The organism is Microbulbifer sediminum, from assembly GCF_021729035.1.
GTDB lineage: Bacteria > Pseudomonadota > Gammaproteobacteria > Pseudomonadales > Cellvibrionaceae > Microbulbifer > Microbulbifer sediminum.
On record NZ_JAJSAP010000006.1, the window covers coordinates 216,112 to 230,188 of the forward strand.

Here is a 14,077-nt window from a genome sequence, read left to right on the forward strand (position 1 = left end):
TTACTGCGATTTGCGTACCCGCAGGTACCACTCCGATAACAGCCGAACCTGTTTCTCGGTATAACCCCGTTCCACCATGCGATCGACAAAGTCGGCGTGCTTCTTCTTGTCGTCCGCAGAAGCCTTGGTGTTGAAGGAGATAACCGGGAGCAGGTCCTCGGTATTGGAGAACATTTTCTTCTCGATCACTGCGCGCAGCTTTTCATAGGAGCGCCAGTCCGGGTTTTTGCCCTGGTTGTTGGCGCGGGCGCGCAGCACGAAGTTGACGATCTCGTTGCGGAAGTCTTTCGGGTTGGAGATGCCGGCGGGCTTCTCGGTCTTTTCCAGTTCCTCGTTCAGTGCGCCGCGGTCGAGAATCTCGCCGGTCTCCGGGTCGCGGTACTCCTGGTCCTGGATCCAGAAATCGGCGTAGGTGACGTAGCGATCAAACAGGTTCTGGCCATATTCGGCGTAGGACTCCAGGTAGGCGGTCTGGATTTCCTTGCCGATAAACTCCACATAGCGCGGTGCCAGGTATTCCTTGATAAAGCCCAGGTACTTCTCCTGGTATTCGGGCGGGAACTGCTCCTGTTCGATCTGCTGCTCCAGCACATAGAGCAGGTGTACCGGGTTGGCGGCCACCTCGGTGGCGTCGAAATTGAATACCTTGGACAGGATCTTGAACGCGAAACGGGTGGAAAGGCCGTTCATGCCCTCGTCCACACCTGCGTTGTCCCGGTATTCCTGAATGGTTTTCGCCTTCGGGTCGGTGTCCTTCAGGTTCTCACCGTCGTAGATGCGCATCTTGGAGTAGATGCTCGAGTTCTCCGGGTTTTTCATCCGCGATAGCACCGAGAACTGCGCCAGCATGCGCAGTGTATCCGGCGCGCAGGGGGCCCGGGAGAGCGAGCTGTTCTCAAGCAGCTTCTCGTAGATCTTGATCTCTTCCTGAACCCGCACGCAGTATGGCACCTTGACGATATAGATGCGGTCGAGGAACGCCTCGTTGTTGCGGTTGTTACGGAAGGACTGCCACTCCGATTCGTTGGAGTGGGCGAGAATCACGCCATTGAAGGGAATGGACCCCAGGCCCTCGGTGCTGTTGTAGTTACCTTCCTGGGTTGCAGTCAGCAGCGGGTGCAGCACCTTGATCGGCGCCTTGAACATCTCCACAAACTCCATCAGGCCCTGATTGGCCCGGCACAGGCTGCCGGAAAAGCTGTAGGCATCTGGATCGTTCTGGGGGTAGTCCTCGAGCTTGCGGATATCCACCTTGCCCACCAGGGAGGAAATGTCCTGGTTGTTTTCATCGCCCGGCTCGGTCTTGGAGATCGCCACCTGGTCGAGGATTGAGGGCCGCACCTTCACTACCCGGAACTTGCTGATATCACCCTCGTACTCGTGCAGGCGTTTCATCGCCCAGGGAGACATGATGGTATTCACGTAACGGCGGGGGATGCCGTAATCCTCCTCAAGAATCTGCCCGTCCTCTTCGGGGGAAAAGAGGCTGAGAGGCGATTCGAATACCGGTGAGCCCTTGATGGCGTAAATCGGAATCTTCTCCATCAGCGCCTTGAGCCGCTCCGCCAGGGAGGACTTGCCGCCACCCACTGGACCGAGCAGGTAGAGTATCTGTTTCTTCTCCTCAAGGCCCTGCGCCGCATGGCGGAAGAAGGACACGATCTGTTCGATGGCTTCCTCCATGCCGTAGAATTCACTGAAGGCCGCGTAACGCTTGATCACCTTGTTGGAAAAGATACGCGACAGGCGTGGATCGCGGGAGGTGTCGATCAGCTCTGCCTCGCCGATTGCCATCAGCATGCGCTCCGCCGGGGAGGCATAGGCGCTGGGGTCTGCCTTGCACAGCTCCAGGTAGTCCTGGATGCTGAGCTCCTCTTCCTGGATCGACTCGTACCTTTCCTGGTAATGGTTGAAAATCGTGTTCATTAACAACTCCCTGTAGCGTGTCGGGCGACCTTCGTGTTCCAGTCGGGGCTCGGGCTCGCGGGATACTGCGCCGGTGGTGACCAGGCCATGGACTGTCGGCGAGATGGTGGCGCCCTGGGGCGACACTGGTGCTGAATCGCGCTGGTGCGCTTAAAGCAAAATCTATCTTTATTTCCGGTCCCGAGATGACCGGGCGGCGCTGCCGGGACGCGCCGGGCGAGGAAAATCACTTTTTGCTCTCGCTTTTCCAGCATAGCTCCCCCTTAAAGGGAGACGCCGGAGAGACCCCAATACAGGTTGAAACAGGCGGCAGTTTTGCGCTCTACTTACGCCCTTTCCCAAGAACTGAAAAACTAAGGGCCAGACCCATGGCAATACTTGTGACCGGCGGGGCCGGCTACATTGGCACCCATACCTGTGTGGAGTTGATCAGTGCTGGCTTCGAGCCAGTGGTGCTGGACAATCTCTGCAACAGTAGCGAAGCCGCCCTGCAACGGGTCGAGGCCATTACTGGCCAGTCAGTTAGTTTCCATCGCGGCGATATCGCCGATGCAGCAGTGTTGCGGGAAATTTTTTCCCGTTACCAGATCGACGCGGTGATTCATTTTGCCGGCCTGAAGGCTGTGGGTGAGTCCGTGGCACAGCCCCTGCGCTATTACGAGAATAATGTTGCGGGCACTTTGGCTCTCTGTCGGGTCATGGAGGAGTTCGGCGTCAGGCAACTGATTTTCAGCTCCTCGGCGACGGTGTACGGGGATCCAGCCAGTGTACCGATCCGCGAGGACTTCCCCACCGGCGCCACCAATCCCTACGGTGCCAGCAAATTGATGGTGGAAGACATTATGCGCGACCTGTGCGCGGCCCCTGATGCGGGCTGGAAGGTCAGCCTGTTGCGCTATTTCAATCCGATCGGTGCCCACGAGAGCGGTAGTATCGGTGAAGACCCCCAGGGTATTCCCAACAACCTACTGCCCTATGTGGCCCAGGTGGCAGTGGGGCGCCTGCCCGAGCTGCTGGTGTTCGGCGACGATTACCCGACTGTGGATGGCACTGGCGTACGGGACTATATCCACGTTGTGGACCTGGCCCGCGGCCACGTAGCGGCATTGGAGAAGCTGGGGCGCACGGACACAGGCAGCGGCTGTTACACCTATAATCTGGGGACCGGGCGGGGCAGCTCCGTACTGGAAATCGTCCGTGCCTTCGAGCAGGCTTCCGGTCGCCCGATTCCGTTCAAGGTGGCGCCGCGCCGCCCCGGCGATATCGCCGAATGCTATGCCGACCCTACAACGGCTGAGCTCGAACTGGGCTGGAGGGCGGAATATGGCCTGCAGCGTATGGTGGAGGATACCTGGCGCTGGCAGTCGCAGAATCCGCTGGGTTACAAGGGCTGACTTTGGCTGAAAGGGGCACCCACGTCTGGACAGGTCGTGGGCTGCTACCAGTCCAGGAAAAAACTGGCGTCCCCCGCGCCCGGCCGAAAATGACATCCGAAAGCACTGTATTCCCGCTCCAGCTCTTCCCTGAGCCATTGCCGGTTCGCGTCTGAAGCTCGCTCCAAGCGCAGCCGCCGTGACCGGAATGGGATCAGTTCGAGCGATAACAGCTGCCCACCTTCACCGAGTTCCACGCAGTAGAGAAGCCGCAGGTCCGGCCGGAACTCCTCCTGGCCACCGATACCCTCGTAGTCGTTGATCAGGTCACCGCAGCCATACAGGATGGGCCTGTTGCGATAGACCTCAATTGCTTTCGGGTGATGGGAAGAGTGCCCACACACCATATCGACACCGCCGTTTATCAGCCGGTGGGCAAAATGTTGCTGCTCTGTCGGTACCGCGTGACCCCAGTTACCACCCCAGTGTATTGACACCATCGCGATATCACCGGGCTGCCGGATTGTGTCGATCCGGTGAGCAATATTGTCAGCCGTCTCAGCTGACAGTTGGTCTGCACGGCATACCCCGGCCTTGCCAGTGTTGGCCGCCCAGACAGGGGGAATGCCGCTGCTGCCGTGACCACACGCAAATACCAGTAATCTCTGCGCTCCACACTTGGCGGTAACCGCGGTGCAGGCATCCCCTCTAGTTTCGCCGGCGCCAGCTGTCTTAATCCCTGCCTTATGGAGACAGGCCAGTGTCTCAGTCAGTCCCGCGTAGCCCCAGTCAAGCACGTGGTTGTTGGCAAGCGTACAGACATCGATACCCGCGACGGTAAGGCAATCCAGGTTGCGGGGGTGCATCCGGTAGTGAATTCCCTTGCCGGGCCAGCAGTCGTCACTGCCAGTGATGGCGGTTTCGAGGTTGATGATGCGAAGGTCTGGGCTGCGGGCGTCCATCATCGCAAGGGCGTCACCCCAGATGTATTCCGGTGCCACCGGCGTTGAGATGCGGCCACTGCGATTCTCCGCGAGAACTACATAGTCACAGGCGGACCGAAGCCACGATTCATAAATCTGGGGATTGCCGGCCCCCGGTAGTATCTGATCGACCCCCCGCCCGGTCATTACATCACCGCCGATTATGAGTTTCATATTCGAACGAGCACCTAGACTCGGTAATCCATCGAATAACACAAAGTGTAGTGCGCGATTTACGAGAAGATCGACCTAAAGCATGCTTTTTTGTAGCAGACGCGAGAAGAATTGTGACTAAAAACGAAATTGGAAAGGAGATTTGAGGTAAGAAACAAAAAGATAATTTCTCAACTGGCCACTGGAAGTAACTATTTTAAGTATTAGGGGGTCAATGCGATCTCAGACAAAGATATGTAACGAAGGGGCGGAAAGCCGCCCCTAAAACTTAATTTAATCTTTCGTACTTGGGTTCCCACTGGTCGGGGGTAGGTGAAGTCCCCGCACCAACAGCTGCCGCTTCGTCTTTACTCAGCTCACGAGCAAGCTTCCGACCGAGAAGAATCTTTTCTTGCTTATTTTGGTTACGAACTTCTTCTTTCTTATTTTTCATGCTTTTACCTTTTAAAGTATTAGTTGGTTCGTTACTTATGTACTACTAAAAGTGCCTGAACGAAATGCCGAGGCCCAATTACGCTAAGCTCAAAAAATTTAAATGGCAACCCTACCCCTGGCTATAAATATTTTTTGTTTTCGGCTTTGAGATGCTGGTCACAATTGCACGCCGATTACACGCTATTACATTCTATTTTAATTGCATTGCAAGCAAAGATTTTCCATTCAAAGCTGACTTTATGAGAATAGAAATCCTGCCGCGAATCGGGTATAAATCATAAAAGCACTTTTATTACACCTAAAGAGCTAAAGAGTCTCCAAATAAAAATAAATAACAGGTTCGAGCTATGAAAATTTTAATCTCGACAATCTTTAAGGATCTGCATGCAGATGCAGTAACTTGGTGGTTTTCAGACAGTAAGCATGAGGTTGTTTTGTGGGCTAACTCTGATATCCCGGTTAAGCAATTATTGTCAATCCATATCAGCAATGAGAGAAGAGAGCGGGTCGAATCGAAAGGTGAAAATGTAAATATAACATTTTCAGATTTTGATGTTGTTTGGTCTAGGAGACTCTATGTCCAAGAAATTTCATCAGAATACGATGCCGCTGATCGAGCAGTTGCTAAAAATAATTTAGAAAGCTTGGTTAATTCCGGATTTTACTTAGGTGGTGAAAGTCCATTTTGGGTAAATGACCATAAGTCGGCAGTTTATTCGGAGTACAAGGCAAACCAATTAAGTGCTGCCCGAAAATGTGGGCTAAAAATACCCGATACCTTGATATCGAATGATCCTGATGATGTCAGAGCATTCTGTAAAAAGCATGGTGGAACAGTGATTTTTAAGCCTCTAGATGTGATGTCGTGGAGGTCAGCCAAAGAAAACCTAACTGTATTTACGACACCTATCAAGATAGAAGATTTGGACGATGATGATTCCGTGAAAAGTTGCCCTGCTATATTTCAGGATTATGTCGAGAAGGATGTAGAGCTGAGAATTGTAGTTATGGGGCGCACCTGTGTTGCGATTAGTATTGCCTCTCAGCTGCAGAAGTCGAGTCAGCATGATTGGCGGCTCGGTGAGATTGAGGGAGAAAGGCCTCCTATGGAACTGTTCGAGTTGCCTTCGGATATACACTCTAAATGTATCAATCTGGCTAAATCTATGGGATTAGCCTACGGTGCTATCGATATGGTTCTGACTCCATCTGGAGATTATATATTTATAGAAATTAACCCTATGGGCCAGTTTTTATGGATGGAGGAGTCAGTTCCTCAGTTGCCTTTGCTTGACATTTTCTGTCAATTCTTAATTTCGGGTAGCGCCGACTTTATTTGGCAGGGAAATTATTCAGGTAAAAGTTTGGAGCAATATTACAAAAGCAAAAGCTACTATAAGTTTTCAAATAATATAGATGTTAAAAATGTGCCAATAGAAATCATTTAATTTTTATCCAGAAACGCAAGGGTGTCCTGATAAATGATTTCTAAATTCTTATTCAGGGAAAATTTTAGGCGAAAATCCAGGGGTGGGTTCTACGGAGAAGTTTTTTTTCCGAAGCCTGCAGGGTATGGGGTCTATACCTTGATTTCGGCGGGGATAATGTTTTTTTTGATATTTATCGTCTATTTCATTCCGATAAAAAAAGTCGTGTCTATAAAAGGAAGGATACTTCCAGTGGATGGCTATGCGGAAGTGAGTGTCAGGAATTCTGGAACATTGGCGAATTGGTATGCTGATCCCGGGGGTAAGGTTGAAGCTGGGGATTTGATTCTTCAAGTTTGGAAAGGCGGGGATTCAAGTTACTCAAAAGAAGAAATGACTCTTGCTGATGAAGAAATTAGGCTTGTTGAGCGCCAGTCACAAAATGTTAGAGATCTTCACCAAATTAAAGTTGATAATCTAAAGATGCAGATTGAGCAGCTTCAAAATGAAGTTTCAAGTGTCTCAAACGTTCGTGCTATTCAGGGTAGTATTGTTGAATCATTGGGAAATGATCTAGAAAAGATGAGTTCTCTCCTTAAGAATGGGCTTGTTTCAAGAATAAAGTATGAAGACCTGCGAAGAGAATACTTGTCAGAAAGTAAAGAGCTGGCGATAGTCCGAAATAGGTTGAGTGAAATAAAGGCGGTTCTAAGATCGGAAGATTCGCGCGTGAGAGAATTAAAAAAGGACAGGGATAGAAAGCTAATTCTATTAGAGAAAGAGAGAAAAAAATTAATTAGAGATAGCAAGAAAATTGTAGATCGCTATCTGTCGCCAAGATCTGGATATCTCGCTATTAACAATTTAGGGGTTGGTTCTGTCGTTTCAGAGGGGGAGTACTTGTTTTCGATAGTTTCGGAGGACGATAAGTTAACTGTAGAGTTTGTTCTCCCTTCCGAGGTTAGGTCTCAGGTTAGCCTAGGCAGTGAGGTTTTCATGGAAATTGGTGGGTTTCCTAAAGAAAGATACGGAACTGTGAATATTAAAATAGAGAGCATTAGCGCCGCAGTCGTCTCACCTGATAAATACGTTGGGCATTTAGAGTTGGAAAAACCTTCATTTGTCGCTAAAGCCACTATTTCTCGGAAAGTGAATCTTTCGTCCTTAGGGAGTTTAATGCTAGTTCCCGGGATTTCTGTTGGGGGTTATTTGGTTGTTAGTGAGTCAACTATCTTTGACTCTTTGGTGAGGGGAAATAGCTTTGATTGATGGGCTGAATGCGCAAATAGAAAGAATGCGAAGCTCTGGCCGGCGCCTGCCTATTGTTTATCAAGGAGAAGCTGCTGATTGTGGTCTTGCCTGCCTGGCAATGGTTGCATCCTACTTTGGCAGGGATACAGATCTAGAAGATGTGAAAAAATATTTCACAGTCTCGAAGAGAGGCATGACGGTAGAGTCCATAATGCTAGTCGCTGAGAATTTGGGTATGCATGCAAGGCCTTTACGTGCTGAGCTTGAGTATTTGAGAGATGCGGAGCTACCGGCCGTTTTACATTGGGATATGAACCACTTTGTAGTGCTTTCGGCTATCAACAAGGACAGTATCGATATTATTGATCCGGCAATTGGCGAGAAGAAAGTTTCTTGGGAAGAGGTTGATGAGCGTTTCACGGGGATACTTATTGAGTTTTCTACTGCAGCTGATTTTTCAAAATTAACTAAGAGGAATGATTTCTCTATAGCGGACTTGGTTACAAATCAACGTGGCTTATGGTCTGGCCTGGCAAAGGCAGTGTTCTTATCTTTGTTGCTGCAGTTCACTGTGCTGGGACTGCCGATATATATGCAGTTCTCTGTCGATAATTTTATATATACGGAGGATTTGGCAGGCTTAAATTTAATTGCGCTGGGTATTTTTTGTCTGGCTGTCGTAACACTTGTAACTCAGCTCGTTCGAGGTTTGTTACTGCTTCATTTGGGACAGTTGTTAAGTTTTCAATTGGCCAGAAATGTTTTTTCACACATGTTGAGATTGCCCATTTCATTTTTTGAAAAGAGAGATATAGGTGATCTAATCTCTAGGATGAATTCCTTGGTGCCGATTAAAGATTTCTTAACGACAGGTGTGCCAGCGGTGGTTATTGATGGCTTTATGAGCCTTTCGACTATTTTACTAATGTTTTACTTCAGTGTTGAATTGTCTTTGATAGCCATTTTGGGGGTTTTTATCTATTTTTCTGTTAGATGGATATATCTATCTAAAGAAAAGCTTCTGGAGAGGGAGCATTTGGTCGCGCAGGCAGATGAAACAAGCAGCTTTATTGACGTGCTAAATGCTGTCAGTAGTATCAAACTTTTTGGTAAGGAAAAATCCCAGCAGGCAAAGTGGGAAAATAAATTTACACTTACCATAAACAAAGCTTGGAGTATAGAGAGAATTTCTGAGCTGATGAAGGCTCTTCTACAGTTCACATTGAACTTAGAAACTATCGCGATAGTTTATTTCGGCGTAGTTTTAATTGGGCGGGATGATATATCAGTGGGCGTGTTGATTGCCTTTCTAGCTTTGCGCCTAAACTTTTCCGACAGATCTAAGGCCCTTGTGGATAAGTGGGCGGAGTATAAGCTTACGAATGTTCACACTGGAAGACTAAAAGATATAGTTCAGTCTAAGAAGCAGTCCGAAAGGGATAACATTAATTTTGATAAAGATATACGTGGCGATATTTTAGTCAGAGATGTGTCTTTCAGCTATGGAACAGGAGAGCCCAGGATATTTGACAAATGTAAATGCGCAATAAAAGGTGGTGCAATCACTGCAATTGTCGGGCCGTCCGGAGCAGGGAAAACAACCCTCTTCAAGCTTCTGATAGGAATATTACAACCGAGTGTAGGTTCTATCTCAGTTGGGGGAGTGGAGTTGACGGAAAGGAATATTATTTCATTTAGGCGGCATGTCGCTGTAGTCTCTCAAGATGATAGGCTTTTAAGAGGGTCCTTGGCGGAGAATATTGCTTTCTTCGACGAAAGAATTGACATGGATTTGGTTGTCCAGGCTGCTGGTTTAGCATGCGTTCATGATGATATTTCTTCTATGCCTATGGGCTACGAAACACTAGTGGGAGAGTTAGGGTCCGGGTTATCTGGCGGTCAGCTACAGCGTGTTTATTTAGCCAGAGCGCTTTACAGAAAGCCTGATATATTGTTTGTTGATGAGGGAACGTCAAGCCTGGACTTGGAAACAGAGCAGAAAATTAATGCCAATCTAAATAGGATGCATCTAACCAGGGTGCTCGTTGCCCATAGGCCTAATACAGTCAGCTTTGCGGACAGAGTTCTTGTGGTCGATGGCCAAAAAGTAACTGAGGTCTCTGCTGGAGAATGGAGCAAAAAAATGAACTCTATCCCGTCCCAAGAAGATCATGAATCTCAAGAAGCTTAGTCTACTTTAGGGGTGGGTGACTGATTTGTGGGGCTCTGTAAGTAAATAGGACACGCAGTAAACCATTTATATAAAATTCAAAGAGCGTGAGCGGCCTAAAAATTTTCAAATGGTACCTAGGTTATCTTGTTGTTTGCGGTTTAAGTATTATTTTGGCAGTAATTGCGCTTACCTATTGAAGGGGCTCATTGTTGACGTGGAGTAGTATCGTCAAGTCTCTGAGGTTTAAGAGTCACTGCTCCTGTAAGCTTAGGATTAATTAGTTATTTATCTCTCGCCGCAATCCGCACAAAAAAACTTCTCATCACTAAGCCGCATCGCGGTCAAATACCCTCCCCACACACAGCCCGTATCCAGCGCATAGACGTTCTTCGTGTCAGCCCGCCCCTCAAGCGCTGCCCAGTGGCCAAATATGATCTTGTCGTTTCTGGTTTTGCGGTCCGGGAAGCTGAACCAGGGGTGGTAGTCGTTGTGCTCGGCTTCGGGGCCGCGCTTGGTTACCAGGTCCAGGGTGCCGTCGGCCTTGCAAAAGCGCATGCGGGTGAAATAGTTGGTGATTGAGCGCAGGCGCTCTATACCCAGCAGGTGGTCATTCCAGCAGTGAGGCTCGTTGCCGTACATGCCGTAGAAGTAAGCCTTGGCCAGGGCGTCATCGGCGAGCGCATGGTGCACTTCCCGGGACAACTCAATAGCCCTGGTGACACTCCAAATGGGCGGAATACCGGCGTGTACCATGGTGAAGCCCTTCTTGTGTACCACCAGTGGCAGTCCCTGCAGCCAGCTCAAAAGCTTGTCTGCATCCTTGGCCCGGAGGACTTTGGCCAGATCGTGCTCCTTGTCTGTCAGGCGCTTGGCGCCGTGGGCCAGCGCCAGGAGGTGCAGGTCGTGGTTGCCCAGTACGGCGGTCACCTGGGAGCGGTGCTCGTAGAGGAAACGCAGGGTACCCAGGCTGTCGTGGCCGCGGTGCACCATGTCACCGGCCAGCCACAGTTTGTCCCGGTCGGGGCGGAAATGGATTTTATCGAGCAGGCGCATGAACGGATCGAAGCACCCCTGGATGTCGCCTATTGCGTAGGTCGCCAAAACGCTGTCCCTGTGTTTCTGTTATTCCGATTCAGGATTTGAGAGTTGCACAGTAGTTTGCCAGTTCGACAAACTCTTTCACACTGAAGGTCTCCGGGCGGCGGCTGGCATCCAGCGGCAGGGCCGTGATGTCCAGCTCGGGGTAAAGCGGTTTGAGGGCATTGCGCAGCGTTTTGCGGCGCTGCTGGAAGGCCACGTTGACGATGCGTTCCAGCAGCGCCTCATTGGTTGCGGCCAGCTCCGGTTTCTCGCGGGGTGTCAGGCGCACGATAGCGGATTCCACCTTGGGGGCCGGGCGGAAGGATTGCGGCGGTACCGGGAACAGGCCCTGCACGCGGCAGTGATACTGCACCATGACGCTCAGCCGCCCGTAAGCCTTATTCCCCGGCGTGGCGCTGAGACGGTCAACCACCTCTTTCTGCAGCATAAAGTGCATGTCCTTCACTTTGCCCCGGAAAGACAGCAGGTGGAACAGCAGCGGCGTGGAAATGTTGTACGGCAGGTTGCCTACGATCCTGAGTGGCTGGTCCTGCGCCAGGGTCCCGAAATCGAATTTCAGGGCGTCCTGCTCGATGATCTCGAAATCGGGGTAATCCCGGAACTTGAACTCGAGCATGGGGATGAGGTCCCGGTCCAGTTCGATCGCCTTCAGGGAAGGACAGCGCTGCAGCAGCAGCGCGGTGATGGCGCCCTGGCCTGGGCCGATCTCCACCAGCCGGTCGGTCTCCCTGGGGCCAATGGCGCGCACGATGCGCTCGATAATGTTTTCATCCACCAGAAAGTTCTGGCCGAAGCGCTTGCGCGCTTTGTGCTGGAAAAAGTTGTCCATAGAAAAATGCTGTAACTCAGAGATTGCGCAGCCTGGCCATCTGCACCGCCTGGGCGAGTGCGGCGCGCAGGCTGCCACTATCGGCCTCGTTGCGGCCGGCGATGTTGAGCGCGGTGCCGTGGTCAACCGAGGTGCGGATAAAGGGCAGGCCCAGGGTGATGTTGACGGCGTGGCCAAACCCCTTGAATTTTAACACCGGCAGGCCCTGGTCGTGGTACATGGCCAGTACCGCATCGCAACGGGCCAGTTGCGGTGGGGTAAACAGGGTGTCGGCGGGCAGGGGGCCGAGCAACCGCAGGCCCAGGGCCCGCAGTTTATCCAGGCTGGGTGCTATGGTTTCGATCTCCTCCCGACCCAGGTGGCCACCCTCCCCGGCGTGGGGATTGAGGCCACATACACCGATGCGCGGCTCGGCGATGCGAAACTGATCGCGCAGACTGCGGTGCAGGATGGTGATTACCTGCTCGAGCCGCTCTGTGGTGATGGCAGCGCTGACGTCCTTCAGAGGCAGGTGTGTGGTCACCAGGGCAACCCGCAGGTCGCCCGCGGCCAGCATCATGACGACCCGCTCGACCCCGGCGATCTCGGCGAAGAGCTCGGTGTGCCCGCTGAACGGTATGCCCGCATCGTTGATAACTCCCTTGTGCACCGGCCCGGTTACCAGGGCGTCGAAGGTGCGATCCAGGCAGCCCCGCGCGCCCGCGTGGAGGGTGTCGAGTACGTAACGGGCGTTGGCGGGATTGAGCTTTCCGGGGCGGGCTGGCGCCGCAAGGGAAACCGGGTGGATGTAGAGGGCCCCGGGTGGGGTGTCCGCTGGCGGCTGGGCCGGATCGAAGGGGATCAGTTGCAGGGGCAACCGCAGCTGTGCGGCGGTTTCCTCAAGTAGTCCGGGATCTGCCACTGCCACGATCTGTGTCGGGCCGTGGTGCCGATAGCCGTGCTCACTGCCATTGCCGGCGGCAGGGTCCACCGCGCGCTCGGGGCCCAGGCTGGCCAGCTTGACTGCCAGCTCCGGACCGATGCCGCCGGGTTCCCCCGGGGTGAGCGCGATGCGCGGGATCATTCCTGCGCCTGGCTGTCTTCTCCGGATGCCTTGTCACCGGCGTCCGGCAGCTTGATATCCACAAAGGCCTGGTCGCGGATTTCGCGGCGCCAGTTCTGCAGCTCTTCCTCGTAACGGCGATTGCGCAGCAGGTTGGCCGCTTGGTTGCGGATGTACTGGTCGGTCATGTCCTGGTTGCGGCGCCCGTCCACGCGCAGGATATGCCAGCCGAACTGTGACTTGAAGGGCATGCTCATTTCACCCACAGGGGTGTTGTTCATGGCTTCGGTGAACTCAGGCACAAACTGCCCGGGCATGGACCAGCCCAGGTCACCGCCGGCGAGCATGGTGCCGATATCCTCTGAGTGCTCGCGGGCCAGCTCTTCGAAGCTGGCGCCGTCCTGGATCTGCTTGCGCAGGTTGATCAACAGGTTGTAGGCGTCGTCATCGTCGCGGATGGCGCTGGTCTTGACCAGGATATGGCGCACCTTGGTCTGTTCCACCACCTGTTCGTTGGCACCCCGCTGGGCGTGGATCTTCAGCAGGTGGAAGCCTGCATCGCTGCGGAACGGCTCGCTCACATCGCCGACCTTGAGGCCATTCAGCGCATTGGAAAACAGGCTTGGCAGCTCCACGGTCTTGCGCCAGCCCAGATCGCCACCGGACAGTGCGTTCTGGCCGGCGGAATTGGCAATGGCCAGCTCGCGGAAATCTGCACCGCCGGAAATCCGCTCAGCCAGTCGTTCGGCTTTCTTGCGAGCTTTCTCGACCTCGTCGGCGGGGGCGCTGGAGCTGACCGGGATCAGGATATGGCCCAGCTCGTATTGCGGCGACTTCCAGAACTCTCCCTCCTTGGAGCGCAGGAAGTTGTCGATATCCTGGTCGCTGATCTGGATCCGGTTGTTGACGCTTCCCTGTTCCACCCGGCGGATCAGGATCTCACGGCGGATCTGTTCGCGGAATTCCCGCATGGAGATACCGTCTTCCTCCAGCCGCTGCCGGAATTGCTCAGGGCTGGCGCCGGCATTCTGCTGTACCCGGGCCATGGCCTGCTCCAGCTCTGCGTCAGAAACAGTGACACCGGCGCGTTGCGCCATCTGCAGCTGCAGCCGCTCAATGATCAGCTGCTCCAGCACCTGGCGGCGGAGCACGTCCAGCGGTGGTGCCTGGACCTGCTGGGAGCGAATCTGGTTCTGGATGGTGTTGAGGCGCTGTTGTAACTCGCTGGCCATCACGACGTCGTCGTCGACAACCGCTACTACTCGGTCAAGCGCCTGCACCTGTGCCATCGCGGTACCGGTAAACAGGGCGCAGGCCGCGACCAGCGCCAGCAGGCTTTTCTTTGCGACGGACTTGGTCATTA

Annotated in this window: 11 protein-coding genes; 4 read left to right on the forward strand and 7 right to left on the reverse strand. The window is 52.8% G+C overall.

All coding sequences use genetic code 11. The annotated features are described in order from the left end of the window. Nucleotides 1-1,926, reverse strand: a complete 1,926-nt coding sequence (locus LVD11_RS12290; protein WP_237059442.1) for a PrkA family serine protein kinase — start codon at nucleotides 1,924-1,926, stop codon at nucleotides 1-3. Nucleotides 1,927-2,294: 368 nt separating this feature from the next. On the opposite strand from LVD11_RS12290, the gene galE reads away from it, so the two are divergent. Further along, nucleotides 2,295-3,320, forward strand: a complete 1,026-nt coding sequence (galE, locus tag LVD11_RS12295) for a UDP-glucose 4-epimerase GalE (RefSeq protein ID WP_237059444.1) — start codon at nucleotides 2,295-2,297, stop codon at nucleotides 3,318-3,320. Between the two features lie 44 nt (nucleotides 3,321-3,364). Here the strand turns inward: galE and LVD11_RS12300 are convergent, their stop codons facing one another. Together LVD11_RS12300 and LVD11_RS12305 are read right to left on the reverse strand one after the other, a co-directional pair. Continuing rightward, a complete protein-coding gene (locus LVD11_RS12300) occupies nucleotides 3,365-4,456 on the reverse strand; it encodes a CapA family protein (protein ID WP_237059447.1) in 1,092 nt (363 codons plus the stop codon). Nucleotides 4,457-4,724: 268 nt separating this feature from the next. Beyond that, nucleotides 4,725-4,889 (reverse strand): hypothetical protein, encoded by a 165-nt coding sequence (locus LVD11_RS12305; RefSeq protein ID WP_237059448.1) that lies wholly within the window; start codon nucleotides 4,887-4,889, stop codon nucleotides 4,725-4,727. A 349-nt stretch (nucleotides 4,890-5,238) separates the two neighbouring features. Here LVD11_RS12305 and LVD11_RS12310 point away from each other — a divergent pair, with 349 nt between their 5' ends. Genes LVD11_RS12310 through LVD11_RS12320 form a run of 3 tightly spaced genes read left to right on the forward strand, consistent with a single transcriptional unit; the run spans nucleotide 5,239 to nucleotide 9,760 of the window. Next, nucleotides 5,239-6,339: an MvdC/MvdD family ATP grasp protein gene (locus LVD11_RS12310; RefSeq protein ID WP_237059449.1), complete on the forward strand. Its 1,101-nt coding sequence runs from the start codon at nucleotides 5,239-5,241 to the stop codon at nucleotides 6,337-6,339. A 33-nt stretch (nucleotides 6,340-6,372) separates the two neighbouring features. Further along, entirely contained in the window at nucleotides 6,373-7,587 is a 1,215-nt protein-coding gene (locus LVD11_RS12315) for an HlyD family secretion protein (RefSeq protein WP_237059450.1), read from the forward strand. Then, the gene (locus tag LVD11_RS12320; RefSeq protein ID WP_237059451.1) at nucleotides 7,580-9,760 is read left to right on the forward strand and encodes a peptidase domain-containing ABC transporter; all 2,181 of its coding nucleotides are present in this window, start codon (nucleotides 7,580-7,582) and stop codon (nucleotides 9,758-9,760) included. The genes LVD11_RS12315 and LVD11_RS12320 overlap by 8 nt, the downstream gene beginning before the upstream one ends. A gap of 267 nt (nucleotides 9,761-10,027) precedes the next feature. On the opposite strand, the gene LVD11_RS12325 is transcribed toward LVD11_RS12320, so the two are convergent. The 4 genes from LVD11_RS12325 to LVD11_RS12340 are packed head-to-tail and all read right to left on the reverse strand — an operon-like array spanning nucleotide 10,028 to nucleotide 14,075. Further along, a complete protein-coding gene (locus tag LVD11_RS12325; protein ID WP_237059452.1) occupies nucleotides 10,028-10,843 on the reverse strand; it encodes a symmetrical bis(5'-nucleosyl)-tetraphosphatase in 816 nt (271 codons plus the stop codon). A gap of 31 nt (nucleotides 10,844-10,874) precedes the next feature. Then, nucleotides 10,875-11,672, reverse strand: a complete 798-nt coding sequence (gene rsmA, locus LVD11_RS12330) for a 16S rRNA (adenine(1518)-N(6)/adenine(1519)-N(6))-dimethyltransferase RsmA (RefSeq protein WP_237059453.1) — start codon at nucleotides 11,670-11,672, stop codon at nucleotides 10,875-10,877. 16 nt (nucleotides 11,673-11,688) lie between these two features. Then, nucleotides 11,689-12,735, reverse strand: a complete 1,047-nt coding sequence (gene pdxA / locus LVD11_RS12335) for a 4-hydroxythreonine-4-phosphate dehydrogenase PdxA (RefSeq protein ID WP_237059454.1) — start codon at nucleotides 12,733-12,735, stop codon at nucleotides 11,689-11,691. Next, a complete protein-coding gene (locus LVD11_RS12340; protein WP_237059455.1) occupies nucleotides 12,732-14,075 on the reverse strand; it encodes a peptidylprolyl isomerase in 1,344 nt (447 codons plus the stop codon). The genes pdxA and LVD11_RS12340 overlap by 4 nt, the downstream gene beginning before the upstream one ends. Nucleotides 14,076-14,077: the final 2 nt, after the last annotated feature.

Coding starts and splice junctions, on each gene's coding strand:
- LVD11_RS12290 (WP_237059442.1), bottom strand. CDS start 1,926: ATGAACACGATTTTCAACCATTACCAGGAAAGGTACGAGTCGATCCAG.
- galE (WP_237059444.1), top strand. CDS start 2,295: ATGGCAATACTTGTGACCGGCGGGGCCGGCTACATTGGCACCCATACC.
- LVD11_RS12300 (WP_237059447.1), bottom strand. CDS start 4,456: ATGAAACTCATAATCGGCGGTGATGTAATGACCGGGCGGGGGGTCGAT.
- LVD11_RS12305 (WP_237059448.1), bottom strand. CDS start 4,889: ATGAAAAATAAGAAAGAAGAAGTTCGTAACCAAAATAAGCAAGAAAAG.
- LVD11_RS12310 (WP_237059449.1), top strand. CDS start 5,239: ATGAAAATTTTAATCTCGACAATCTTTAAGGATCTGCATGCAGATGCA.
- LVD11_RS12315 (WP_237059450.1), top strand. CDS start 6,373: ATGATTTCTAAATTCTTATTCAGGGAAAATTTTAGGCGAAAATCCAGG.
- rsmA (WP_237059453.1), bottom strand. CDS start 11,672: ATGGACAACTTTTTCCAGCACAAAGCGCGCAAGCGCTTCGGCCAGAAC.
- pdxA (WP_237059454.1), bottom strand. CDS start 12,735: ATGATCCCGCGCATCGCGCTCACCCCGGGGGAACCCGGCGGCATCGGT.
- LVD11_RS12340 (WP_237059455.1), bottom strand. CDS start 14,075: ATGACCAAGTCCGTCGCAAAGAAAAGCCTGCTGGCGCTGGTCGCGGCC.